Source organism: Tyzzerella sp. An114 (assembly GCF_002161055.1).
GTDB classification, from domain to species: domain Bacteria; phylum Bacillota; class Clostridia; order Lachnospirales; family Anaerotignaceae; genus Fimicola; species Fimicola cottocaccae.
Genome location: NZ_NFLT01000003.1, coordinates 149,662 through 174,689, shown reverse-complemented (window position 1 = coordinate 174,689; position 25,028 = coordinate 149,662). Strand labels below are relative to the sequence as shown.

The window sequence follows — 25,028 nt, the reverse complement described above, 5'->3', positions numbered from 1 at the left end:
CTTTTACATAATATATATTAATAAACAACGCCTATAAACTTTTAAAGGGGGAAATAATACTATGGGTATTACAAGTTCAAACAGACAAATAAATGTAAATCAAATAAATTGTGATGGAAGTATCAAAGTGACAATGGCTCTTTCTGCCGCTCCTGATATCTTATCAAATCCAACAGATATTGTTCTTATTTTGGACAAGTCGGGAAGTATGGCAGGAATTCCTTTTGAAAACATGAAAAACGGTGCAAACACATTTATTGATATAATTGATAAATCCACAGATAGCAATCAAGATGGAAATATAGGTTCTGGAAGTCATATTGGAATTGTAAGTTTTTCAGATGTGGCAGAAATTAATTCTCAACTGACAACTTCTGTATCAGATTTAAAACCTGCTGTAAACTCTCTAAACTCTGGAGGTTTTACAAATCATGGAGATGCTTTTGAAAAAGCTATGGAAATTTTTAATCCATTATCTCAAAACAAAAAAATTATAATAATGTTCACTGACGGAAAAACAACAGTAGGAATAGACCCTACTCCCATTGCAGAAAATGCAAAATCTATGGGAATAACTATATATTGTATTGGTTTAATGGGTTCTAATGGAATTGATATTAATATTTTAAATCAATGGGCAACGGACCCAGACATTTCTCATGTTGTAGTAACACCTAATTCAGAAGATCTTGAAGAATTGTTTGCAGAGTTAGCATCAAATATTTCAAAAACAGGTGCAACAAATATTTTTATTGAAGAGACAATAAATCCTAATTTTATTATAACAGGTATTCCAACTACAACAAAGGGAACTGCTATAATTAGTGGAGATAACAAAATAAAATGGCAAATAGGTAACCTTGGTGTAACAGAAAACGAAAGTGCTTTTCTTGAATATTTTATAAAACATAACAATTATAATTCTGGTTTAAAACAAGTTAGTCAATCAACAAAATATTACGATAAAGAAGGAAACAAAGTAATTTTTCCAAATCCTTCAGTATTAGTAAACTGCGATGTAATAGTTAATCCTGAACCTTGTCCAGTGGCTAATAATATTAAAATTAATGAATGTAAGGACTTTGTTTCTGTTAATATGGATAATGTTATTATGGAATCACTGGGAAGAATAGTTGAATTAAATTTAAAAATAAAAAATGTTTGTCCTAAAAAACGTATTGCCCTAGCTGTAATATTAAAGGAAATTGATAAATTGGGAAATGAATATCAGAGAGGTTTAAAAACTATTACAATACCAGCTCATAATTATCCTATGTGTAAAGATGTTATAGTTAAAAATATTAGATTTGTTCTTCCAGAAGACCTTAATGTTAACTCTACAAATTCTAATTCTATTTGTAGTGAAAGAAATTTCAAAGCAAGTTTTATTGCAAACTATATTGATTCAGATTTTAAATGCTAATATAAAAAACTGCCTCTTAAAAGAGGCAGTTTTCAATTAATGTTAAGTGTATAATTAATTATTTCTTTATTTTTCGTTACAATGTCAATTAGTTCTATATCTAAATTTATTTTATCTCCCACAACATTAATATTAAAACCATTTAAAATATTATATCCACTTTCTGAAACTGTATATCCTTTAAAATATTCATCATTCCAAATTTGAACAAATACCCACTTATTTTTTACTGGTAAGTCTGTTACAGCCTGTACATCTAAATTTGCCGAATAACATATAACTCTTACTGTATAATTTTTGTTATTAACAGTGCAATTTTTTTCAATATAATCAAATCCTCTTTGATTTATTAAAAAACAAAGTTCTTCTATACTTACCTCAAGGCTTTCTCTACTTGAAAAATACTCTTTAAGAGTTTTGATAAATTCAGAATTTTTAAAATCATTTTCAGGATTTTTATTTTGATTTATATTTTCTTTAAAATCAATCCATGTGTTATATAAATTTAAAATATAATCTTTTGTTTTTTTATTTATATTATAACTGGTTTCAAGAACATTTTCAGTGTCATAAGTTTTAAGTTCTTCTATTTGAACATTTTCTTTAACATCTTCAAATTCACACGTTGAAATATATCCATAAACAGCCGAAAATATAAACACAAAAACAGCTGTTATAATATATATTTTTTTCATAAAATTCTCCTTACTCTGCAAGAATATTTCTATAATAATCTGTATACTCTTTATTTTCATTTAAAGAAAAATAAAATTCAAATATATCCTGAGCAGTTTTTACAGCAGGACTTTGAGGTAATTCTCCATATGGAACCATAACAACAACAGCTATTTGTGGATTGTCATAAGGTGCAAATCCTGCAAACCATGAATGAGAAGGTTTATCTTTTGCCTCCTCTGCTGTTCCTGTTTTTGCTGCAACTTCAACAGAAAAATCTCTAAAATAATTTCTTAAACTTCCTTGACTTCCATGAGTTACACTATACATTCCCTCTTTTACAATTCTTATTGTATCACTACTAATATTTAAAACTTCTTCAACTTCAGGTAAATTATAATTTATACTCTCAAATTCCTTTTCTCTTGTTCCTTCAATTATTGATGTTTTGTATCTTGTTCCACCATTGGCAATAGTCGTTATATATTTAGCTATATTCATAACAGAATAACTATTATATGATTGACCTATGGCACATCTTATAGAGTCTCCGTCCATCCATTTTTTCTGGGACTCTGTTGGATTTTCATAATAATTTTCAATAGATTTTCTTTTAACTTCAGGTGAGGCTATAACTGGTTTTGACTCCTCAATCTCTATTCCTGTATAGTCATCAAGACCAAACATTTTCATATATTTATTAAATGTTTCTATTGAGTTTAAAGTGTTACCCTCTTTGGCATTTCCCAATCTATAAGCCACTTCATAAAAGAAATAGTTACAAGAAACCTCCAAGGCTTTTTTAACATCTGTCGCACCATGGGTTATTCCATATCTTGAATATACAAGACATTTTGCATAGGGTTTTCCCGCCTCCTTATATTCACCTTTATCATATATTATTGTATTTTCACTTATAACTCCCTCCTCTAAACCTACAACAGAGCTAAGCATTTTAAACACTGAACCGGGAGCTTTTCTCTCCATTAGTGGACGATTTATAAGAGGAGTTGTCTTATCATTTAAAAGCATATTATAGTAATCACTATCAAAGTCATTTACAAGTCTATTATTATCATAGGAAGGATAGGTCACAAGAGACAGTGGTTTTCCTGTATTTATATCAATAACAGCAACTGAACCTGTACATGGTTCAATATTTATTTCATTAAGTCTTATTTCATTTTTATTTATTTTATCTACTATTTCATTTAATGATAGACTTTCTATTTCTTTTATTTTTTCATCAGACACAATTTGACTATTTCTCATATTTTCTATAATTTCAGATTTTGTTGTGCTACCTGAATTTATACTTTGAATTAAAACAGCTTTAAGATTGTTTTCAAGTATCTCAAATGTTTTCTGTTGCAATCTACTATCTATTGATAAAAAAACATCTCCCCCCTTCTGTGGTGGTGTTATTTCTCTTTCTGTTACACGTCTTCCTAATGAATCAACTTCTATTAATTTTTGTCCGTCATCTCCTCTTAAAGTCAATTCACAATATTTTTCAATTCCTATCTTTCCTATTTTATCATTCATACTGTATCCATAATCTTTATAATCTTCCAACTCTGTATCATTTATTGAACCTGTATATCCCAATATATGAGAAAAAGCTTCTCCAAAATTATAAACACGCTTTGAACCTGTCTCAATATATATTCCTCTATATTTGTCAGAGTCCTCCTCTATTTCTGATATTGTTTCATAACTTACATCTTCTGATATTGTTATATCATTATATTTTTTATATCTCTGCATATACATTTCAGAACGAAGGGATATAAGCTGTCTTTCTTCCTCTTTTGATAAACCTTCTATTTTTGTTATATCAAATTTATTTTTCAAATAATCATAAAGTTCAGAGGCTATCATATTCATATTTTCACTTTCAATTCCCATATCTGTTTTCCAGCGTTTTTCTGCATTTTCAGATGTAAAAGTATATTGAAAAGGCTCTGTTTCTGTTATAGGCAAATTGTATTTTATATTTTCTCCCTTTGAATTTAAAAGTCTTATAAGGTTTATAATAATATCGTTTACATTATCATACTCCATACTTAAATCCATTTTTATTTCATATACAACTTTATTTTCTGCCAAGGGAACTCCCCATTTATCATATATTGTTCCCCTTTGAGACTCTATGGGTATTGTTCTTAAAGATGTGGCTTTCGCCTCATTAAGATGTTCTTCTCCATTTTTAATTTGCAAAATATAAAGTCTTATTGTAAGAACTATGAACATAAACACAACAACAGCCATTACAACTATTATTCTATATGTGGGTTTATTATATTTTTCATTTGTCATGTGGTATCCTCCAATTAATATTACACTTGTAATAATTTATATATTACATCTGTAATAATTAATTGTCAATAAAAAAAGACAGTTAAAATAAACTGTCTTTTTTTAAATCAATATATTTCATTATTTAAAATATCAATAGTTTTTTCCATTGAAACCGAACCTGTTGCATTTTCATCAGCTTCAATATTTGTTGCAAATATATAAACATTATCACCCTTTTCAACAAATCCAACAAACCAACCATTTATGTCTTTATCATCAATTCTGCCTGTACCTGTTTTTCCATAAAGAACAGTGTCATTCTCTGATAAAATTTTTATTGAATTTTTTACAGTATCAATATTGCTTTGAGAAAAACCAAAATTATTTGTATAAAAGTCTTTTAATATATCAACTTGCTCTAATGGTGATATTTTTAAAGATGACTCTAACCAACAATCATTTCCACCACTAAAATCACAATTTCCATAGCCTATTTTTATCAAATCATTTTGTACATTTTCAATACCATTTATACTGTTTATTTTATCAAAATACCAGTTTGCAGAATATTTCATAGCACCATAAAGGTCTAAGTCTCTATTCCACTCATCATAGTATCTTAAAACTCCGTCCCAATTCATAAGAGAGTTTTCCTCTGTTATAACACCATTTTCAAGGGCTGAAAGAGCACTATATATTTTATATGTTGAGTTTGGAGATACTCTCTCCCTACTTTTTTCCTCATTATATACAGTATATTCATCATTATTCATGTCATAGAGAACAAAACTTCCATTATACCCTTCAAAGTATTTATCAAGATTTATAATATTTATATTATCTTTTTTATCATTAAAATAATTATATCCTCCTGCAATTGATATTACAGAAGCCTGTGACAATATCACAGCAAAAACCATTGTAAATATAGCTATTCCTTTAAGTTTTGACCATAAAGTTTCTTTTGTAAATGAAGCTATTTTCTCAATACGCATTTTTATATGCTTTTTACTTCCTCCCATATCTGCTGAAAGAGCAAAAATTCTTTTTTGAGGAACAGTCTCAACAAAACGTATTATTGTCATACCATAATCAGTATAATTATCTTCATCAAGCATATTTAAAACAGAACTATCGCATACAATTTCTCTTTCAATTTTCATTTGTTTAAATATTATCCATACAAGAGGATTAAACCAATAAAGTATTTGAAAAAGGCACATTAAATAATTCATTAATATATCTTTGTTTTTATAATGGCTTAACTCATGGAGAATTATATATTTTATTTCACTATCACTCATTTTTTCAACACAGTTATAAGGAACAAGTATAATAGGTTTTAACATACCAAATATTACAGGAGATTTAACATCAGACAAAGCTATATCTATATTTTTTTTGATACCTGAAATATTTTTACATTCATATAAAATATTTTTAATTTTACAATCAACCATTGATATGTTTTTTCTTTTTTGTCTCATAGCAACAAATCCTATAACCATAACAACAGTTAATATAATTGCACCTATAAGCCATATAACAAAAAATATTTTAAAAAAATCAAAATGAGACTTTACAGAAACAGCAAAATCTCCACTATTTATTGTATTTTCAAAGTTTGCAACATTAGTATTTTGTGATATAGTCTTTAAAATATTTTCATTGTTTGGTGAAAAATCAATAAAATTAATATATTTTAAAGGCACAAAAGGCAATGTAAGAAGTAAAAAAACAAGATAATATATTCTATATTGCCATTTTTCAGATATATGATTTTTAAGAATTCTTTTTATCATAATTATAAAAACTATGACAGCGGAAACTGCGAAAAAACTTGCAAAAAAGTCTTTCGTAAAAAAATCCATATTATTTTTCACCTTTCTTTTTTCTACTCTCAAGTATCTGTTTTAATTCATCAATATCATCCTTTGAAAGTCTATCTTGCTCAATAAAATTTAAAACCATTGAATTTAAAGCACCATTGTAAAATCTTTTAAGAAAAGAGTCACTCTCCTCATTTACATACTCTTTTTCTTCCACAAGAGGAGTATATATAAAAACTCTACTCTTTTTCTCATATCCAATAGCACCTTTTTTTACAAGTCTTGATAAAAGCGTCTGTATTGTCTTAGGACTCCACTCACTTTTACCTTGAAATTTTTCTATAACATCATTTGTACTTATAGGAGCACACTCCCATATAACTTTCATTATCTCATATTCTGCCTCAGAAATCTTAGGTATATTTTTCATACATTTCAACCCCTACATTTGTAATATTTTTATTTTATCACATATAAAAATTTTGTCAAACCTGTTGACATTAATTATTACGTATGTAATAATTAAAAATATTACAGCTGTAATATTAAAATAGGAGTGATATTAAATGATTAAAAAACTTAAATTTATAAGAGTTATATTTGTCATTTTTATGAATTTATTGTTATGTCAAACAGGATATTTAACAGAAGATTTTAATGAATATAAGGGTTTTAAAATTCCTGATTTTACAAATAAAGATACAGGATATTCAATTTCAATACTCAATCAAAATAATATAAATTATACTGTTGTCGGTGGAGGAAAAATTATAAAAAATCAATACCCTAAATATGGCAGTGTTTTATATGAAAATTCTGAAGTAATATTATATACAGAATAAAAATAAAGCCTGAAAATATTTTATTTCAGGCTTTTATTTTTTATATTGAACCAAATTTTAAATTATTTTGTTGATTTTTCTTTATCTTCACGCTCTTTAATTTCTTCATCACTTAATACAACAGGTATAAATGATGATGCAACTCTGCCTTTTCCCCTAGTTTTTACATATATAAATCCTATTATAGAGAATACAACAGCACCAATAAAGTTTACCATTAAATCTTTCATAGTATCAATTATTCCTATGTCAATATAACCTCCCGGAAATTCCATCCAGTCTTTACCGTTTACAACAAGGCTTTTTATAGGTTCATGAACAACATTATTAAGACCACTTGGATTTAATGTTACAGAATTTATGCTATGAATAATAAAATCTTTTTGCATATCTGTATGGAATATTTGGTCCATTGAAAATTCAAAGAACTCCCAAAGAACACCTACTGTCATAGAAAAACAAAAAGCTACTATTGCAAGAAAAAGAGGTGAAAGTTTAAATGTCATTCTCTCACTTCTATTAAATAAATCTACCAATGAAAAACCTACTGCTGCCACAAGAAAACCATTTATTGTATGAAGCATAGTATCCCAACCATGTATAACTGTGTAAAAAGAATTTATTTCTCCTAAAATTTCTGCTGCAAATATAAAACAATATATAAATCCTTCCATTACAGATGGTATATCTATTGCAAGACGTTTTTCAAGTATTATAGGTACACAGAAAAGTATTAAAGAAAGTATACATACAAAAACATTTTCATATCTTCCCATAAAAGCCGAACGAGCTAATGTTAAAAGTATTAAAAACGATAGAACTCCCCTTACAGTAAGCCTTATACGCTTGTTATTAGGCAAACCTTCTTTTTCTCTATTGCATTTTTTATTCATAAAATTTTTACTCCTTATATAATAATTACACTATATGGTTCAATATATAAAAGAACTTTAATACATTATACACTATTACAATAAATTTTTTAACAAAAAAACTCTATCTATATAAAATGATTTATAATTTATATATTTTATAAAAATAAAAAAAGCCGTTTAAAAACGGCTTTTTTATTATATAAATGAATATATTAATGTTCCTGCAACACCTGTTCCAAATATAATCTGTATTGCACTTAAGTGATATTTTCTAAGTAAAAAGAGAGCTACTGCAAAAAGTCCCAGTTCAACAATTCTTATATTGGCAAAAACTGCTGCATTTCCACCAAAAAGCCCAAGAACAAGTATTGAAAGACCTGCTGATGCTATGAGAGCTACAACTGCTGGTCTTAATGCTGCTAAAACTTTCTGTACTCCTCCAAGCTGACGATATTTATAGTAAAAGAATGCCAGTGCAAGACATATAAAGAATGACGGAAGTATACAGCCTAATGTACAGATTATGGCTCCAAAAGGTCCTGCAAGTCGTGTTCCTACAAATGTTGCAGAATTTATTGATATTGGTCCCGGTGTCATTTCTGCTATTGTAATAAGGTCGGTAAATTCTTGTAATGTCATAAGTTTATGAACATCTACTATTTGATTTTGTATGAGAGGTATGGCTGCATATCCTCCTCCTACACTGAACATTCCTACTTTTATAAAACTTAAGAAAAGCTGTAATATCATATTTTAACTCTCTCCTTTACTGGTTTCTTTACTAAAATTGGTATAATAACATCAGCAATACCTATTCCAAGACATATTAATATTATTAACATTGCACTTATATCAAAAAATACTGTTCCAACAAAGGCTGCTGTCATAAGACCTATATATAAAAATCTTTTTGTTTTTACAACATTTTTTGCAAGATTTATAACAACATCAAATATTACTGCTGCAACTCCTGCTCTCATAACCTGTAAAGCTGTTGCTATAACTTTATTCTCTCTAAACTGTGTATAAAATATTGATATCAAAGAAATTACTATCATAGGAGGAATTGCTGTTCCAAGTATTGCAACTATTGTTCCTGCTATTCCTGCCATCCTATAACCAAGTATTACAGATGCATTTATTGGTATAGGTCCCGGTGAAGATTGAGCTATCGCTGTAATATCAAGCATTTCATTTTCATCAAGCCAGCCAAGCTCCTCTACAAATTTCTTTTTCATAAGTGATACTATTACAAATCCTCCACCAAATGTAAAGGCACTAAGTGTGAATGTAGCTTTAAATAATTGCCATAAAATTTTGATTTTATTATCTTTTGTTTTCATTATTTTTCCTCCTGTTTTTTTGTTGAAATAAGTATATCATTTACAAACCATAATGTAAAATAATTATACTTTATTTAACCATGCATTTATGTTATGATTAATAAGAGGTGATTGTATATGCAAGATATAAGAATGGAAACTTTTATAGCAGTATGTGACCACATGAATTTCACTCATGCTGCTGAATATCTAAATATGACACAACCAGCAGTGTCAAGACAAATGAAAAGTCTTGAGGAATATTATGGTGTAAATCTTTTTAGATACGAGGGTAAAAAAATGTATTTAACAGAGGCAGGAAAAAAACTCTGTCGCTCTGCAAAAACAGCTAAGGCTGATGAAATCCGTCTTATTAATGAAATGAGAAACACAGATAATATAAAACTTTGTTTCGGTTCAACTCCTACCCCTGGAGAATTTATGCTTCCTCAAATATTATCAAAATATCTTAAAAAATATCCTTTTTCTGAAGTAAATATGATTATAAATAATACAGTTTCTTTACTTTCAAAACTTGATAATGGAGAAATTGATTTTGCCATTGTGGAGGGAAATTTTCCAAAAAAAGATTATGAATATATGAAATTTTCAACACAAAAATATTTTCCTGTGTGTTCATCAAACTTTGATATAGAAATAAAAACAATAGAATGTTTAACTGATTTAACTTTGATACTTCGTGAAACAGGTTCTGGAAATCGTGAAATACTTGAACATAGCCTTAAACGTCATAATATATCAGTATCAGACTTTAAAAATAAAATAGAAATAAACAATATAAATGTTCAAAAAGCTCTTGTTGAAAAAGGCTGTGGAATAGCATTTTTATTTGAGGCTGTTGTTAAAGATGAAATTTCAAAGGGTATTTTAAAAGAAATAAAAGTTGAAGGATTTCCTTTATTTCATGAAATAAACTTTGTATGGAGAAAAAACAGTATTTTTAATGATGATTATTATAAAATTGGAGAGTTTTTTAATTCTTTAAATATATAAAAAAACGACAGATAAAATCTGTCGTTTTAATTTTTATTTAACACATTAGTCTTTTATAACTATAATTTCAAAAAAATTTTATTAATATTAAAACTAGATTTATAAATTTAAACAAAATATTTTTATTTAAAAAATTAAATTCTCCATATATGGAGAAAATAAAAACAGAGAGTTAAAATAACTCTCTGTTTTTATAGTTAGGGATTTTTATATAAATTTATGCATCTTCTTTTTTACCTATAAACTTAAATATGACACCACCAAACTTGTCACACCCAAGTCCTAAAAGTATTCCAAGAAGGAGACAAGGTATAACAATAGGGTCTCCGCCTGCGGCAAATGTTGAGAAAGAACCAAAGAATGTTCCTGGAATATATGAAAATACACTTATTTTACTCTGTATACACATAAGATGTACTGTTACAAGAGCAACAAATATTCCAGCTCCCGGGAATGTTAGAACTTTGCCAAGATATATTGTTAGCATAGCATAAGCAACACCACTCATAAGACATATTACACAGGATTTTACACCTTTCCAACCTTTATCTGGACAGGCAAAATAGGATGTACAACCTGAAAATCCGGCCCAGCTTATAGCTCCCAGCCCTATAAGAGGAGCTACATTAGACCATATAGCACAAAGAATAGTTGTCGAAAGTCCTAAACAAGTTATATAAGTAAACATGGCTGTACCTCCTTTTTAAATCGCCAAAATATTAAATATTATTATCCTTTAAATTTATCATAAGCAGAACCGAAAGGTTTTCCTTTTATAAGTTTTCCTTGTCCCTGTTTTCCTACATACTGACCATTTTCAACAATAACCTGACCTCTTAAAAGTACAGTTTCTGGTCTGCCTTTCTGTTCCATTCCTTCATATATACTGTAATCAACGCCCTCAAGGCAGCTTTCTACACCCATAACTCCTCTATAATCAGGGTCGAATACAACTATATCTGCATCATATCCAACTGCGATATGACCTTTTTCTGTAAGTCCGTTTACTTTAGCAGGTGATGTTGACATTACGTCTACAAATCTTTGTTTTGAAAGTTTTCCTGTACATACACCATATGTCCATAATGCATTTAATCTATTTTGAACAGAAGGAGCACCGTTTGGAACATCTGCAAAGGATTTTCCTTCTCCAAATCCAAGATGTTTCTGATATTCAAAGTCAAATCCACAATGGTCTGAACTTACTGCATTAAGCCAACCTTTATTTATAGCTTCCCATAATGGTTCTTGATGGTCTTTTGTTCTTAAAGCTGGTGAACATACATATTTTGCACCTTCAAAGTTTGGTAAATCGAGAACTGACTCATCAAAGAGAAGATAATGAGCACAAGTTTCACCATATACAGACTGTCCTTTCTGATATGCTGCTTTTATTTCTTCAAGAGCTTCTTTACAAGTTACATGAACAATATAAATAGGTGCATTTACCATTTCTGCTAAATATATAACTCTACGAGTTGCCTCAGCCTCAACAATAGGAGGTCTTGAAACTGCATGATAATATGTTCCTGTTTTTCCTTCTGCGATAAGTTTCTTTGTCAAATAGTCAACCATATCAGCATTTTCAGCATGAACCATAATTGTTATTCCTGCTTCTTTTCCAGCTGTAAGAGCATTTATAACAGCTTCATCATCAGCATGGAAGAACTGACCTTTATATGCAAGGAATAATTTAAGTGTTGGATATCCAGCTTCTGCAAGTTTAGGAATTTCTTTTATAACTTCTGGTCTTGGGTCTGTCATAACAATATGGAAAGCATAGTCAACCATAGCTATTCCGTCAACATCTTTTTCTTTATAGTCTTCAATAGACTCAATAAGTCCTCTGTCTTTTTCCTGATTTACAAACTCAATAACTGTTGTTGTTCCACCTACTGCGGCAGCGTTTGTTGTTTCAAATCCACGAACTCTACTTCCTTTGTATACAAAAGAGTAATGCACATGCTGGTCTATGCCTCCAGGCATAACATATTTGCCTTCTGCATCTATAACTCTATCAACGCCATCAGCTGGAAGATTTTCTCCTATTGCTGCTATTTTTTCATCTATAATTAATACATCACTTTTAAATTCGTTTTCAGTTGTGAGTATAATACCATTTTTTATTAAAGTTTTCATAATGCATTGCTCCTTTCATTTTGTCCTTTAACTTCTAATTAATAAACTATAATCAATCTTCTTTATCACATTTTAACACTGCATTTAAAAGCACGCTAGCACCTTCTGTGCACTGTTCAGGAGTTGTATATTCTTCCTCACAATGGGAAAGTCCCTTCTGTGAAGCTACAAAAATCATTGTTGTAGGAAGCATATATGATATGTACTGAGCATCATGTCCTGCTCCAGAATGTATATCCATATGTTTTGTTTCAAGTTCTTCTGCTGCTTCTCTAACATATCCAACAAGTTTTTTATCCCAATATACTGTGTCTCTGTTCCAACCAAGAACAACTTCACATTTACAGCCTTTCCATGTTCTTTCCTGAAGACTCATAAGTATTTTTCTTACTTCGTTTAATACATCAGGATTTTCATGTCTTACATCTATTGAGAAATCAAAGAAATCAGGTATTACAGTGTTTACACAAGGATGTATTACAACTTCACCTGTTGTATATACAAGGTCATCATGTCCAAGTTTATCTATTTCATCATGTAAGTAACAGAGAGCTTCTGCTGCTGCATGGAATGCATCAAGTCTCTTTTTCATTGGGAATGTTCCTGCATGGGCTGCCTGTCCATAGAATTTTACTCTATAAAGCATCTGTCCAAGAACACAAGTTACAATTCCAACATCTTTTCCATCATCCTCAAGTATAGGACCCTGTTCAATATGAAGTTCAAACATAGCTTTATACTGTTCTGGATTAATTCTATTTGCAACATCACCTTTATATTTGAATGTTGAAAGTTTTTCTCCAAAAGTTGTTGTTCTATCAAGTATTGATACTGATGCCATCATTTTATTATATTCAAAATTATCTCTAAATCTTTCTGGCATATAATCATGGCTTACTATTCCTGAACACATCATACATGGAGGGAACTCTGAACCTTCTTCATTAGTCCATATCATAGCTGTTAAAGGATGTTTATGAGGAATGTTTTCTTTTACAACTGTCTCAAGAACTTCCATAGCGCCCATAACACCAAGTATTCCATCATAGTTTCCGCCGTTTTTAACTGAGTCACAGTGAGAACCCATAACTATTCTTTTTGCATTTGGGTCTGAACCTGGAATGGTAGCGTACATATTTGCAAGGTCATCGGTTTCAATAACTGCTCCTATCGCTTTCATTCTCTTTACAAACTCATCTCTTGCTTGAATTGCCTCTGGAGAAAGAGAATATCTTGTTATACCACCATGTCCTGCGTCTCCAAATTTTGAAAATGTTTCAATTTTGTCTCTCATTCTTTCTACGTCACATTTATACATACTTCATTCCACCTTTCCCGGTACATTATTTTTTATTTATGTCTATATTAAGAGCAACTCTCGTGCCATAAATCAAATAATTCTATTATAAAATAATTTTGTAACAATAATCGTTATAATATACAAATAAACAAACTATGTTTTATAATAAATACATAAAAAATAGTACCTTAATTTATTTTATTAAAAATATAAAACATAACCATTAAAGTTTACATAACAAACATATTATGCGTTTTTGCATAAAAAAGTTTGTATTATATAAAAAACCCTATTATTTTGTCATTTTTTAAAATATGCAAAATTACATGATATGCATTTTTACATATTATATTTAGTTTGCTAATTCAATAACTTTATTAAATATGTAACAAAACAAAAAAACTGAATACTATAATAGCATTCAGTTTTTATTTTTAATTGTGATTTTTAGGTTTTATATTGTATTTAGTCAATTTTCTTGAAATAGTAGATTGGTCAGTTTTTAGTTTTTTAGCTATCTTTGTCCCAGAACCATATATATTCATATACTCTGAAAGTATGTGTTTTTCATATTCTTCAATCATATCTTTTAATGATACATTTGGCAATAAATTACTATTAAAATTAAAATTATTTTTATTTGTTTTATCTATGTACATTCCAAAAGCCTCATAGGCATCACTTAATTGAATTTCATCATCTCTGCTTAATATCATTGTACGTTCAACTATATTTCTAAGTTCTCTTACATTTCCGGGATAATCAGATTTTGAAAGATAGGTCATAGCTTCATCAGACATGTATTTATTCATACCATGTTGTAAATTAAAAATTTTCAGAAAATAATTAATAAGTAAAGGAATGTCATCTCGTCTGTGTTCAAGACCGGGTATTCTTATTTCTATAACATTAAGTCTATAATAAAGGTCTTCTCTGAATTGTTTTTCTGCAATCATTTCTTTTATATTAGCATTTGTTGAGGCTATAAGTCTAAAATCAACTTTTATATCTTTGTTTCCGCCAACTCTACGAACTTTATGGTCTTGAAGAACTCTAAGAAGTTTTGATTGAAGTGTCATAGGAAGTTCGCCAATTTCATCAAGAAGAAGTGTTCCACCATCAGCACTTTCTATAAGCCCTTTTCTGCCCTTTGCAAGACCGCCTGTGAAAGCTCCGGCTTCATATCCAAAAAGCTCTGACTCCAAAAGACTTTCAGGTATCGCAGCACAGTTTATGCGTATAAATGGGGCATCTTTTCTTTTGCTTCTTGCCTGTATCATATTTGCAATATGTTCTTTTCCTGAGCCAGAAGGTCCTGTTATAAGAACTGTTACATCACTTTCAGCAACTTTATATGCACATTCTACAACATTTTTCATTGCTTCACTGCAAAAAACAAGAAGTCCTTTATTGTTTAATTCTTTTCTGAGAATTTCAAATTCATCTTTAAGCTGTTCGTGGGAACTTTGTATTTGTTGAAGTGTCTCTCTTAAATTCACAAGGTCTGAAACGTCTATAAGATAATTTATGACAAATATTATTTCTCCATTGTCATTGTATATTGGTATAGCTTTAACTTGAAATGTATTATCTTTTGAAGCAATTTGGTTTATCAAAACTGCCTTTTTTAATTCAAGTGCAATCATTGTGGCAGACTCGGAAATCATTCCTTTATCTTTTATCTCTTGCATTGTATGTCCAAGATATTGTTCAGGATTATGTCCTGTAATTCGGTGATGGGCTTCGTTTAGAAATAAAACTCGCCCTTCACCGTCTGTTATATTTATACCCATAAAAGGATTTTGTAAAAGCTCCTCCATAACTATACCTTGAAGTTCATCGGGTAATTTATTTTTGAATTTTTCCTGCATATTATCACTCCCTTTGTATGCCAGTGAAACAGTTACTAAATTTTTTATATATGCAATAAAATTTAATTTATAATATATAATACATAATTTTTTTATATTATGTCTGAAATATATTTATATTATTTTATTTTTTCTACTGGTATAACAATTTTTGTGATATGCTCCTCCTCATTCTCAACATCAACTTGTGATATAAGGCAAAAATCACAAGGAGAGCCTGATATTTTATATTTATCACCTCTAAGATTAACCCACTGTATAATTCTTATATATGTATTAATCATATTTGACCATGGACCTAAATGTATACAGGTTACAGCTTTAAATCCACCATACTCTTTAAATCCTTCCTCGTTTTTAAGCTCATTTACAGGTATCATAAACTCAACTTCACAATCTTTCATTAAAAATTGACACAAAAGGTCTCCATGATATGATATTAAAACAGGTCCTGTTGCTTTTACGCCTTTTTTCGCTGGCATTTCCATAATCTCAATCCAACGTTCCAATGAAACATCGGCATTTTTGTATGTCTCCATATTTTTTATAGTATAAACACAGTTCATTTTTTTGATTTCTTCAATATGTATTCCATCAATACCATCAGTCAAATCCTGTGCAATACTATTGCTGTAACCTTCCACAAGACTTTTACTGTTTTCAAATCTATGAACTAACATTTCACCTTCATTATAACAATCTTCTAATCTTTCTATTTCGCTTTTTATTTCTTCCATTCTCTTTTCAACAAGTTTTGATAAAGATGCAACAGAATTATCTTTAAGAACACTTTTTATGTCTTTTAATGATATACCTATACTCCTAAGTTTTCTCACAAAAAACAACGTAACCATTTGTTCTTTTGTGTAATATCTATAATTACAGCCCTTTCGCCTCTCCTTTGGAACAATGAGTTCAATGTCGTCATAGTATCTTAAAGTCTTTATTGGTACATTACATATGGATGAAACTTCTCCTATAAGATATAATTTTTTGTCGCTCATTTTATCATCTCACCTTCCAGCATAATTTATTCTATTTTAATATTATATATTATAATACTACAATATTAAAATATATTTAACAAAAAAACCGCTGCAAAAAATTTATCATCAAAGAATAGTAATTCTATTCAAAAGATAATATATTTTTACACAGCGGTTATAATGGCAATTAAATTACGCCTTCTGTTCTTAATATATCATATTCCTCTTCACTAAGACCAAATACTTCTTTGTTATGCTGTCCTAAAAGAGGAGCTGGTGCATAAACTTCCGGAGGAGTTTCTGAAAGTTTTACAGGGCAACCTTGGAAATACATATCTCCTATTGTAGGGTGCTCACAGTGAACCATCATTTCTCTAGCTTGTATATGAGGGTGTTCTATTGCTTCTTTCATGTCAAGAACTGGGCCACATGGTATACCGCCCTTGTCAAATATTTCTTCAATCTCTTTTTTACTTCTCTTTCCAACCCATTCCTGTATTGTCTGCTGTAATCCGTCTTTATAATATTTACAGCGAAGGTCATTTGTCTCATATCTTGGGTCTGAAAGTAAGTCTTCACGCTCTATGATTGCACAAAATTCTCTGAAAAGACGGTCATTTCCAACACCTATTGCAATATATCCATCATTTGCTTTAAATATATCGAAAGGTGCTATTGAAGGGTCAATATTACCCTGTCTCTGTGGAATTTCTCCTGTCATAGTATAATTTACAATGGCATTCTCTAAAAGACTGAATATAGTATCAAACATTGATACATCAACCTGTTGTCCCATTCCTGTTCTCTCTCTGTTGTAGAGGGCAAGAAGAACACCTATACAGAGATAAAGTCCTGTTGTGTTATCTGCTATTGAAGGACCTACCTTTGTAGGAGGAGTATCTGGAAAGCCCGTAAGATTTACAAGTCCACCCATAGATTGAGCAACTATATCATAACAAGGACGATATGTTATAGGACCATACTGACCAAAACCTGAACCTGATGCATATATTATTTTTGGATTTATTTCTTTTAATGTTTCATAGTCAACTTTAAGTCTTTTTGTTACACCACCCTTAAAGTTTTCTACAACAACATCAGCATCTTTTACAAGTTTGTAAAACATTTCTCTTGCTTTATCATTTTTAAGATTTAATGTACAGCCTTTTTTATTTCTATTTAAAAAGGCATAAAATCCACTTTCACCACTTTTTTCATCAATTGGTCCCCATGTACGACACTGGTCACCTTCCACAGGCTCTATTTTTATTACTTCCGCACCATTATCCGCAAGCATTGTTGTACAAAAGGGGCCGTTATATGCCTGTGTTAAATCCAATACTTTTAATCCCTGTAATGCTTTCATATAACCCCTACTTTCTATATAACTATATAATAAAATTTATAATATATTTATATCAAAAAGGATAAACAAAAATATTTATCCTTTTTGATTTTTCAAAAAATTATTTTTCTGGATGAACTGCGTCTTTAAAATCTGGATGCTGTGGTCCTCTCTGGTCTTTCTTTGCAATGTAAAGACTTCCTGTTGCTTTTCCACAAAGTATTGGAGGAACACAAGCTGTTGCTGCTGTATGTTCAATACCTGTCATGTCTGCGTCTGTTCTGTCAAGCATTGTAGCAACTTTGTATGCTTCAAAATGACATGTATATGACTGATTTCCAACTTTTTCAATCCAGCCTACATACTCCATAAAGTCACCTACATATACAGGAGCTGTAAACTGTACATCTTTATATCCAAGGAAAAGGCTTATATCTCCGTCTACATAAACCATAAGTTCTGTTCCAACGTCGCCCCACATATCAACAATTCTAGCACCATTTACAAGTCCGCCTACATAATGTCCGTCGCTACCTTTCATCATTATATGATGTACTACTTTTTTGCCTACCATAGTTAATTCCTCCTTCAATATATATCAATAATTTTATGTATTATAATCTATTATTTTTTTGTAGTATGTTCATGAACGAAAGCTGGGTCTGTTTCCCCTCTCTGGTCTTTCTTTGCAATGTAAAGACTTCCTATACCTGTACCACAAAGAATTGGAGGAACGCAAGCTGTTGCTGCTGTATGTTCAACACCATTCATGTCCATATCTGTTCTATCACACATTGTAGCAACTTTGTATGCTTCAAAACGGCATCTATAAGATGTATTTCCAACCTTTTCAATCCAGCCTACATACTCCATAAAATCGCCTACATATACAGGAGCTGTAAAGTTAATTTCTTCATATCCAAGGAAAAGACTTATATCTCCATCTACACGAACCATAAGCTCTGTTCCAACATCGCCCCAATAATGAACAATTCTAGCACCATTTACAAGTCCACCTACATAATGTCCATCGCTACCTTTCATCATAGCATGAAGAACTACTTTCTCGCCTATCATATAAATTCCTCCTTTAAATAATAATTGTTGCTCTATATCTTAAAGCCTTTATATTGCTGTTATCTATCAGCTGTCTTTATAATAAGTTATACATTTAATGGATTGTAAATAGGTTTTTTAAAAATTTTTAAAAAATTTTTTTGAAAATAAAATAAAAACCCTCCAGTGACTGAATGAGATTTAAACTTAAATTTTAAATTTTTAATATATTAAAAAGTCTTTTAAAAAGCCAAAAAATCAAAAAATTTTTAAATTTTAAAAAGTCTCCCCCTACTGTATGGTTTTTTTTAATAATTGAAAATAAAAAAAGCACCTTTTAGGTGCTTTATATTATTTATTATGTTTTGTTAAGAAAAATCCACTTGTCAAAGCTGTCAAAGGTGCAACACTGACAAGTCCAAAACTACCAACTATTGTATCTATAATTTCAGCTGATACATATTTATAGTTTAGTATATTATATATAGGTGTTCCCTGAGCCATAAAAACCATAAGCATGGCTATATATCCACCGGAATAAGCCAAAAGAAGTGTTGTTGTCATTGTTCCCATAGCTGCTTTACCTACATTCATTCCTGATATTGAAGCCTCTTTCCAAGAAATATCCGGCTTCTTTCCAACAACTTCATGGACAGCGGAAGTAATATCAACAGCTAAATCCATAACAGCTCCTGATGAACTTATAAATATTCCTGCCATAAATATTTTAGTTAAATTAAGGTCTGAATAACCTGAATATAAAAGACTTTCGGAGTATGCCATAACAGCCCCATGTATTTTTAATGACTTTGTAAATATTATACCTAATACACAAGTTACAATAAGTCCTGCGAAAGCTCCTGTTACAGCAGAAATAAATCTTCTGTCAAAACCATATACAAGGGATATTATAATAACTGTCAAAAGACCTGTTATGAGAAGTCCTATTATTACAGGCTCATATCCTTTTAAGCACATAGGTATCAATACTTTCCATATTGTTAAAACCGTTACCGCAAAAGATACAATAGATCTAACTCCTGTTTTTCCCGCAAAAAGCACAAGAAAAACAACAAATATAAGAGCCAAAAGTGCCTCATAATTTATTCTGTAATGGTCAACCATACTAACTGATAATATTTCATCACCTGAATAGTTTACAAGAACAAGGGCTTTATCTCCAACAGCAAATATTTTATCATTTTCAAGAGAACCATTTAAAAGATTATATCCTTCAGCAGTTCTTCCCTCAAATTTTCCATTAAGCATAACAAGTTCACAAGTCTGTTCTCCCGAACGCACTAATCCTGTATCTATAATTCTGTCATTATTTACAGATATAACCTCAGCTTTACATTTTTCAGATTCTTTATATGTCAAAGCGTCCTCAAATCCTGTTGGTATAAAAATAAGTATAAAAAACAAAATTATACTTATTATTAGAGGCATACTGTAATTTAAGTTTTTTATTTTCAAGTCATATTCTTCCTTTCATCAAAAATAAACGGCCATAAAATGACCGTTTATTTCTTTTTTAAATCTAGGGTATTTTTAAGTTTCAGGGATATTTTTATGTTGGTTTCAAACTTTATTTTACATCTATTATTTAAGACCCATTAAGCCTGCAATGTTGTTATATATATCTGTGTTGTCATAAAATCCTTCAAAAAGTGACTGTCCAGCACCTTTTGCAAATACTGCAACTGGAAGTCCTGTATGTGAATATGAAGCAAAGTTGATACCTGATTTATTATTTAAAATATGTGTTATTGTTACTGAAAGTGGTTCGTATGTTCCATAAAGTACATATTCTTCCTGATTTGATTTGTCAACTTCTTCTCCGCTCATTGTTTTGTCATAAGCTGCTTTTAATTTGTTATACTCATAATCTGTAAGTATAAGTTTTTCGTTTGTATCTTCTTTAGCATTTTCTTTTGCTACAAGACCGAAGTTTGCTTCAATGTCTTTAAGAACTGTTTCAAAAGGTGTTTTGTTTTCTTTATATTTAGCTACATAATCGCTATCAAATTTAGCATAAGAAATTTTCTGATTTTCAAGATTTGCAAGATATGTGTCATAGTCTGTTCCTGCATATCCTATTGTAAGACCACCAGTTTCATGGTCACCAGTTACAAGTATAAGTGTTTCATCTGGGTGTTCATTGTAGAATTTAATTGCTTCATCAACAGCATTACTTAATGCTATTGTGTCATTAACTGTTGAACCAGCATCATTAGCATGACAAGCCCAGTCAATTTTTCCGCCTTCTACCATCATAAAGAAACCTTTATCATTATCAAGAACTTCAATTCCTTTTTTAACATAGTCTGCAAGAGCCCATTCAGAATCTGTTCTGTCATTTTCATATGAAAGAGAGTCGCTATCTGCAAGAGTTTCTCCTATAATAACAGCTTTATCTGTGTTAGCATTTACTTTTTCAGCTTCAGCTTTTGTATCAGCAACAGTATATCCTGCTTTTTCAGCAAGTGTATAAATACTTTCGCTATTTCCATCTTTACCTTCTGGGTCTAAGAGTCCACCACCAGCAAAATAATCAAAATCACTTTCTACCATTTCACGACCGATTTCATAATAATTATTTCTACTTGGCTGATGTGCATAGAATGCAGCAGGTGTAGCATGGTTAAGATTTACACTTGTTACAACACCAATTTCATATCCAAGCTGATTTTTAAGTTTTTCAGCAACAGTCTCGAATTTTTCTGTTTTAGCTTCATTCATATTGATTACGCCACTATATGTTTTATGACCTGTTGATATTGAAGTTGCTGTTGAAGCTGAGTCTGGGCAGAATGAACTTGAGTCATATGTAGTTGCAGAACCAGCAACAGGGAAATTCATAAAGCTTAAATATTTTCCACCTTTAAGGATTTCTGGTGAGTTTCCCTGCTCTAAAGCTCCAAGATAGTCAGAAGCTGACTGGAACTGTGGATAACTCATACCATCACCGATAAATAAGAATATATATTTTGGTGTTTTTGTTACACTTTTAAGTTTTTCGCTTAAAGTAACACGTGTACTTTCAGCATCTGCTGTGTTATTGTTTCCACCATATATAACTGCTGTTGAAACAACAGAAGCACAAATGAGTAATGATAATATTGATTTCTTTAAATTGAATTTCATTTCTATACTCCTTTCAAATCTGCAAATTTATTATTGCAGAAATAAAATATCATACAAAAAAATCACATTCAATAGACTTTACTGACTGTTAACAGCCTTTAAAAAACACTTAACAAAATTAAATTTAATTTCATAAAAAAAGAGTAGACAAAATCTACTCTTTTCAAAATTTATTATAATTCTTTTACTTTTGACTCTATAATTTTAATAACTTTTATAAATTCATCATCACTTTTTCCTGTTGGGTCATCAAGTCCCCAATCTTCTCTATGTTCACAAGGAAGATATGGACATTGAACATTACAACCCATTGTTATTACAATATCAACAGAAGGTATATCAGATATAAGTTTTGAATACTGTGTTTTTTCCATATCTATACCATAAATTTCTTTTACAAGTCTTACAGCATCTTGATTTATAGCTGGTTTTGTCTCTGTTCCCGCTGAATAAAAATCATATTTATCACCTGCAAAATGTTTTCCTAAAGCCTCTGCAATCTGACTTCTACATGAATTATGAACACAAACAAAAGCTACTTTTTTCTTTTCCATAACAAAATCCTTTCATAACATTTTTTATAATTATAATATATTATTATACAAAAAAATAGAGGCTTTAAAAGCCTCTATATAAAATAATTTATTTTAAATTAAATTCTACTGTTTTAAGTATATTTGTAATATCTGAATGATATTTTGCTACAAGATTTGCTTCTTCTGTTCCTTTTTCAAAAACCATATCATGAATACCCATAAATCCTATATATTTGTTATGAGAAAAACTGTTATCAAGCAGATATAAAAGCTGGAAGGAAACTTCCAAAAGCATTATCTATAAATTTACAACTTTGTTGTGAAAGGTATTCATTTTTTGACATAACAGAGGAAACTATACTTTTTTCATTTTTAAAAAATCCTTCTCCCTCAAGTCTTTTAAGTACTGTATATGTTGTTTATTTTTTCCAACCCACATTTTCTTCACACAATATTACAATATATTTTGATGATACACGTTCTTTTTCCCAAATTATATCAGCAAGTTTTTCTTCAGACTTAAAAAAATTCCTGAATTTATTTCAGGAATTTTTAATATAATTTTTATTCATAAATATATACAATAGCCTCATATGGTCTCAATGTATTATTTTCAAATTTATCTGTATTATCATAATTTGAAATATAAAGTTTTGAATTCATATCTTTGAATTTTTCAGAAAGTTCAAAGTTTTGTTCTTCACCTGTAAAATTTAATATTACAAGCATTGTTTTGCCTTCAAAATTTCTCTCATATACATAAAGGCTTTCGCTGTCTTCCATATATTCTTTAAAATCACCATATACAGCAATAGGATTTTCATGTCTTAATTTTATAAGTTCTTTTACATAATAGAATATAGAATTTTTATCAGCTAATGCATTTTTAACATTTATTTCTTTATAATTAGGATTTACACCAATCCAAGGTGTTCCTGTTGTGAAACCTGCATTTTCACTGTCGTCCCACTGTATAGGAGTACGATTGTTATCTCTAGCTATATAGTGAACAGCTTTCATAAAATCTTCAGGTTTATAACCTCTATTTCCAACATACTCTTTCCACATATTTTTAACTTCAACATCCCTATAATCATCTATTGAAGGGAAATGAACATTTGTCATTCCAATTTCTTCACCCTGATATATATAAGGTGTTCCCTGCATTGTTAAAAGCATTGTAAAAAGCATTTTACTGCTTTCTTCTCTAAACTTTTCACTTCCAAATCTTGAAACCATACGTGGCTGGTCATGGTTTGAAAGATATATACTGTTCCATGCTTTTCCTTCAAGTTCTGTTTCCCATTTTGAAAGTATTTTTTTAAGGTCTGTAAGTTTCCATTTCTTTATATCCCATTTTCCGCCTTCTCCAGCGTCAACTCCCATATGTTCAAAATGGAATACCATACTAAGTTCACTACCGTCAGAGTTTGCATATTTTTTTGCTTCCTCTATTGTTACTCCAGAAGCCTCTCCAACTGTCATAACATCTTTATATTTAGAAAGAACTTCTTTGTTTATTTCTTTCATAAATTCATGTATTCTTGGACCATTTGTAAAGTGTTCAGCACCTATTGCACAGTCTGTCTCGGAACCATATACTTTTCCATCTGGAAGTCCCGGAACTTTTGAGTACATACTTACAACGTCCATTCTAAAACCATCTATACCCATATCAAACCAATATTTCATCATATCATAAACTTCTTTTCTCAAAGTTTCATTTTCCCAATTTAAGTCAGGCTGTTTCTTTGTAAAAAGATGTAAATAATACTGGTCTGTTTCTTTGTCATACTCCCATGCACTTCCACCGAAACATGATGTCCAGTTGTTTGGAGCTTTACCGTCTTTTCCGTCTCTCCATATATAATAATCTCTCTTTGGATTGTCTTTTGAACTTCTTGACTCTATAAACCATTTATGTTCGTCTGATGAATGGTTTACAACTAAATCCATTACAAGTTTTATACCTCTTTCATGCATTCCAGAAAGAAGTTCTTTAAAATCATCAAGAGTTCCAAACTCGTCCATAATATCTCTGTAATCTGAAATATCATATCCATTGTCATCATTAGGTGATTTATAACAAGGTGAAAGCCAAACAGCATCAATTCCAAGTTCTTTTAAATAATCTAACTTTGAAATAATACCTCTTAAATCTCCTACGCCGTCACCATTTGAGTCCATAAAACTTCTTGGATAAATCTGATATACAACTGCTTCTTTCCACCATACTCTTTTCATTTTAAAAATTCCCCCTTAGAATTTAGTTAATCGTTTAACTTAATTGGATTATAATATATCTAAATAATATTTTCAATAGAAATATAAAAAAAGTATGCACAAAAATGCATACTTTTTTATAAA

Annotated in this window: 23 protein-coding genes; 3 read left to right on the top strand and 20 right to left on the bottom strand. The window is 30.0% G+C overall.

Annotation, left to right across the window (positions count from 1 at the left end):
• The first annotated feature begins 61 nt into the window (after positions 1 to 61).
• Complete coding sequence (locus B5E58_RS04075) at positions 62 to 1,423, top strand: vWA domain-containing protein (protein ID WP_088108415.1); 1,362 nt, start codon at positions 62 to 64, stop codon at positions 1,421 to 1,423.
• Between the two features lie 32 nt (positions 1,424 to 1,455).
• On the opposite strand, the gene B5E58_RS04070 is transcribed toward B5E58_RS04075, so the two are convergent.
• The 4 genes from B5E58_RS04070 to B5E58_RS04055 form a co-directional block, all read right to left on the bottom strand.
• Positions 1,456 to 2,118, bottom strand: a complete 663-nt coding sequence (locus B5E58_RS04070; RefSeq protein ID WP_088108414.1) for a hypothetical protein — start codon at positions 2,116 to 2,118, stop codon at positions 1,456 to 1,458.
• Positions 2,119 to 2,128: 10 nt separating this feature from the next.
• Positions 2,129 to 4,417: a penicillin-binding transpeptidase domain-containing protein gene (locus B5E58_RS04065; RefSeq protein ID WP_088108413.1), complete on the bottom strand. Its 2,289-nt coding sequence runs from the start codon at positions 4,415 to 4,417 to the stop codon at positions 2,129 to 2,131.
• A gap of 107 nt (positions 4,418 to 4,524) precedes the next feature.
• Complete coding sequence (locus tag B5E58_RS04060) at positions 4,525 to 6,270, bottom strand: BlaR1 family beta-lactam sensor/signal transducer (protein ID WP_088108412.1); 1,746 nt, start codon at positions 6,268 to 6,270, stop codon at positions 4,525 to 4,527.
• Between the two features lies 1 nt (position 6,271).
• Entirely contained in the window at positions 6,272 to 6,658 is a 387-nt protein-coding gene (locus B5E58_RS04055; RefSeq protein WP_088108411.1) for a BlaI/MecI/CopY family transcriptional regulator, read from the bottom strand.
• Between the two features lie 136 nt (positions 6,659 to 6,794).
• Between B5E58_RS04055 and B5E58_RS04050 the strand changes: the two genes are divergently transcribed.
• Positions 6,795 to 7,070, top strand: coding sequence for a PASTA domain-containing protein (locus B5E58_RS04050; protein WP_088108410.1), 276 nt, complete (start codon positions 6,795 to 6,797; stop codon positions 7,068 to 7,070).
• Between the two features lie 62 nt (positions 7,071 to 7,132).
• Here the strand turns inward: B5E58_RS04050 and B5E58_RS04045 are convergent, their stop codons facing one another.
• From B5E58_RS04045 to B5E58_RS04035, 3 genes are all read right to left on the bottom strand, one after another.
• Entirely contained in the window at positions 7,133 to 7,963 is an 831-nt protein-coding gene (locus B5E58_RS04045) for a hypothetical protein (protein ID WP_088108409.1), read from the bottom strand.
• Between the two features lie 177 nt (positions 7,964 to 8,140).
• Positions 8,141 to 8,695, bottom strand: a complete 555-nt coding sequence (locus B5E58_RS04040; protein ID WP_088108408.1) for a chromate transporter — start codon at positions 8,693 to 8,695, stop codon at positions 8,141 to 8,143.
• Entirely contained in the window at positions 8,692 to 9,288 is a 597-nt protein-coding gene (locus B5E58_RS04035) for a chromate transporter (protein ID WP_088108407.1), read from the bottom strand. Before B5E58_RS04035 ends, B5E58_RS04040 begins: the two co-directional genes overlap by 4 nt.
• Before the next feature lie 117 nt (positions 9,289 to 9,405).
• On the opposite strand from B5E58_RS04035, the gene B5E58_RS04030 reads away from it, so the two are divergent.
• On the top strand, positions 9,406 to 10,281 hold the full coding sequence (locus B5E58_RS04030; protein ID WP_088108406.1) for a LysR family transcriptional regulator: 876 nt from the start codon (positions 9,406 to 9,408) through the stop codon (positions 10,279 to 10,281).
• Positions 10,282 to 10,498: 217 nt separating this feature from the next.
• On the opposite strand, the gene B5E58_RS04025 is transcribed toward B5E58_RS04030, so the two are convergent.
• The 13 genes from B5E58_RS04025 to B5E58_RS03965 all read right to left on the bottom strand — a co-directional run bounded on the left by B5E58_RS04025 (position 10,499) and on the right by B5E58_RS03965 (position 24,905).
• Positions 10,499 to 10,969 carry a DUF1097 domain-containing protein gene (locus tag B5E58_RS04025; protein ID WP_088108405.1) on the bottom strand — a complete coding sequence of 157 codons (471 nt, stop codon included), beginning with the start codon at positions 10,967 to 10,969 and terminating at the stop codon, positions 10,499 to 10,501.
• Positions 10,970 to 11,010: 41 nt separating this feature from the next.
• The gene (hydA, locus tag B5E58_RS04020; RefSeq protein ID WP_088108404.1) at positions 11,011 to 12,420 is read right to left on the bottom strand and encodes a dihydropyrimidinase; all 1,410 of its coding nucleotides are present in this window, start codon (positions 12,418 to 12,420) and stop codon (positions 11,011 to 11,013) included.
• 52 nt (positions 12,421 to 12,472) lie between these two features.
• Positions 12,473 to 13,738, bottom strand: coding sequence for a Zn-dependent hydrolase (locus B5E58_RS04015; protein WP_088108403.1), 1,266 nt, complete (start codon positions 13,736 to 13,738; stop codon positions 12,473 to 12,475).
• 416 nt (positions 13,739 to 14,154) lie between these two features.
• The gene (locus B5E58_RS04010; protein WP_088108402.1) at positions 14,155 to 15,591 is read right to left on the bottom strand and encodes a sigma-54 interaction domain-containing protein; all 1,437 of its coding nucleotides are present in this window, start codon (positions 15,589 to 15,591) and stop codon (positions 14,155 to 14,157) included.
• Between the two features lie 119 nt (positions 15,592 to 15,710).
• Complete coding sequence (locus B5E58_RS04005; protein WP_088108401.1) at positions 15,711 to 16,595, bottom strand: MerR family transcriptional regulator; 885 nt, start codon at positions 16,593 to 16,595, stop codon at positions 15,711 to 15,713.
• Positions 16,596 to 16,764: 169 nt separating this feature from the next.
• Complete coding sequence (locus B5E58_RS04000; protein ID WP_088108400.1) at positions 16,765 to 17,943, bottom strand: CaiB/BaiF CoA transferase family protein; 1,179 nt, start codon at positions 17,941 to 17,943, stop codon at positions 16,765 to 16,767.
• 100 nt (positions 17,944 to 18,043) lie between these two features.
• Complete coding sequence (locus B5E58_RS03995) at positions 18,044 to 18,496, bottom strand: hotdog fold domain-containing protein (RefSeq protein WP_088108399.1); 453 nt, start codon at positions 18,494 to 18,496, stop codon at positions 18,044 to 18,046.
• 50 nt (positions 18,497 to 18,546) lie between these two features.
• Positions 18,547 to 18,999: a hotdog fold domain-containing protein gene (locus tag B5E58_RS03990; protein WP_088108398.1), complete on the bottom strand. Its 453-nt coding sequence runs from the start codon at positions 18,997 to 18,999 to the stop codon at positions 18,547 to 18,549.
• A 330-nt stretch (positions 19,000 to 19,329) separates the two neighbouring features.
• Positions 19,330 to 20,454, bottom strand: a complete 1,125-nt coding sequence (locus B5E58_RS03985) for a YibE/F family protein (protein WP_330395608.1) — start codon at positions 20,452 to 20,454, stop codon at positions 19,330 to 19,332.
• Positions 20,455 to 20,580: 126 nt separating this feature from the next.
• On the bottom strand, positions 20,581 to 22,125 hold the full coding sequence (locus tag B5E58_RS03980; protein WP_088108397.1) for an alkaline phosphatase: 1,545 nt from the start codon (positions 22,123 to 22,125) through the stop codon (positions 20,581 to 20,583).
• Between the two features lie 173 nt (positions 22,126 to 22,298).
• Positions 22,299 to 22,679 (bottom strand): arsenate reductase ArsC, encoded by a 381-nt coding sequence (locus B5E58_RS03975; protein ID WP_088108396.1) that lies wholly within the window; start codon positions 22,677 to 22,679, stop codon positions 22,299 to 22,301.
• A gap of 88 nt (positions 22,680 to 22,767) precedes the next feature.
• Entirely contained in the window at positions 22,768 to 22,950 is a 183-nt protein-coding gene (locus tag B5E58_RS03970; RefSeq protein WP_143597231.1) for a hypothetical protein, read from the bottom strand.
• A gap of 275 nt (positions 22,951 to 23,225) precedes the next feature.
• Entirely contained in the window at positions 23,226 to 24,905 is a 1,680-nt protein-coding gene (locus B5E58_RS03965; protein ID WP_088108394.1) for a glycoside hydrolase family 13 protein, read from the bottom strand.
• Between the last annotated feature and the right edge of the window lie 123 nt (positions 24,906 to 25,028).

Bases quoted from the DNA above. Each gene is read 5' to 3' on its own strand.
- B5E58_RS04075 (WP_088108415.1), top strand. From the start codon at position 62: ATGGGTATTACAAGTTCAAACAGACAAATAAATGTAAATCAAATAAAT.
- B5E58_RS04070 (WP_088108414.1), bottom strand. From the start codon at position 2,118: ATGAAAAAAATATATATTATAACAGCTGTTTTTGTGTTTATATTTTCG.
- B5E58_RS04065 (WP_088108413.1), bottom strand. From the start codon at position 4,417: ATGACAAATGAAAAATATAATAAACCCACATATAGAATAATAGTTGTA.
- B5E58_RS04060 (WP_088108412.1), bottom strand. From the start codon at position 6,270: ATGGATTTTTTTACGAAAGACTTTTTTGCAAGTTTTTTCGCAGTTTCC.
- B5E58_RS04055 (WP_088108411.1), bottom strand. From the start codon at position 6,658: ATGAAAAATATACCTAAGATTTCTGAGGCAGAATATGAGATAATGAAA.
- B5E58_RS04050 (WP_088108410.1), top strand. From the start codon at position 6,795: ATGATTAAAAAACTTAAATTTATAAGAGTTATATTTGTCATTTTTATG.
- B5E58_RS04045 (WP_088108409.1), bottom strand. From the start codon at position 7,963: ATGAATAAAAAATGCAATAGAGAAAAAGAAGGTTTGCCTAATAACAAG.
- B5E58_RS04040 (WP_088108408.1), bottom strand. From the start codon at position 8,695: ATGATATTACAGCTTTTCTTAAGTTTTATAAAAGTAGGAATGTTCAGT.
- B5E58_RS04035 (WP_088108407.1), bottom strand. From the start codon at position 9,288: ATGAAAACAAAAGATAATAAAATCAAAATTTTATGGCAATTATTTAAA.
- B5E58_RS04030 (WP_088108406.1), top strand. From the start codon at position 9,406: ATGCAAGATATAAGAATGGAAACTTTTATAGCAGTATGTGACCACATG.
- B5E58_RS04025 (WP_088108405.1), bottom strand. From the start codon at position 10,969: ATGTTTACTTATATAACTTGTTTAGGACTTTCGACAACTATTCTTTGT.
- hydA (WP_088108404.1), bottom strand. From the start codon at position 12,420: ATGAAAACTTTAATAAAAAATGGTATTATACTCACAACTGAAAACGAA.
- B5E58_RS04015 (WP_088108403.1), bottom strand. From the start codon at position 13,738: ATGTATAAATGTGACGTAGAAAGAATGAGAGACAAAATTGAAACATTT.
- B5E58_RS04010 (WP_088108402.1), bottom strand. From the start codon at position 15,591: ATGCAGGAAAAATTCAAAAATAAATTACCCGATGAACTTCAAGGTATA.
- B5E58_RS04005 (WP_088108401.1), bottom strand. From the start codon at position 16,595: ATGAGCGACAAAAAATTATATCTTATAGGAGAAGTTTCATCCATATGT.
- B5E58_RS04000 (WP_088108400.1), bottom strand. From the start codon at position 17,943: ATGAAAGCATTACAGGGATTAAAAGTATTGGATTTAACACAGGCATAT.
- B5E58_RS03995 (WP_088108399.1), bottom strand. From the start codon at position 18,496: ATGGTAGGCAAAAAAGTAGTACATCATATAATGATGAAAGGTAGCGAC.
- B5E58_RS03990 (WP_088108398.1), bottom strand. From the start codon at position 18,999: ATGATAGGCGAGAAAGTAGTTCTTCATGCTATGATGAAAGGTAGCGAT.
- B5E58_RS03980 (WP_088108397.1), bottom strand. From the start codon at position 22,125: ATGAAATTCAATTTAAAGAAATCAATATTATCATTACTCATTTGTGCT.
- B5E58_RS03975 (WP_088108396.1), bottom strand. From the start codon at position 22,679: ATGGAAAAGAAAAAAGTAGCTTTTGTTTGTGTTCATAATTCATGTAGA.
- B5E58_RS03965 (WP_088108394.1), bottom strand. From the start codon at position 24,905: ATGAAAAGAGTATGGTGGAAAGAAGCAGTTGTATATCAGATTTATCCA.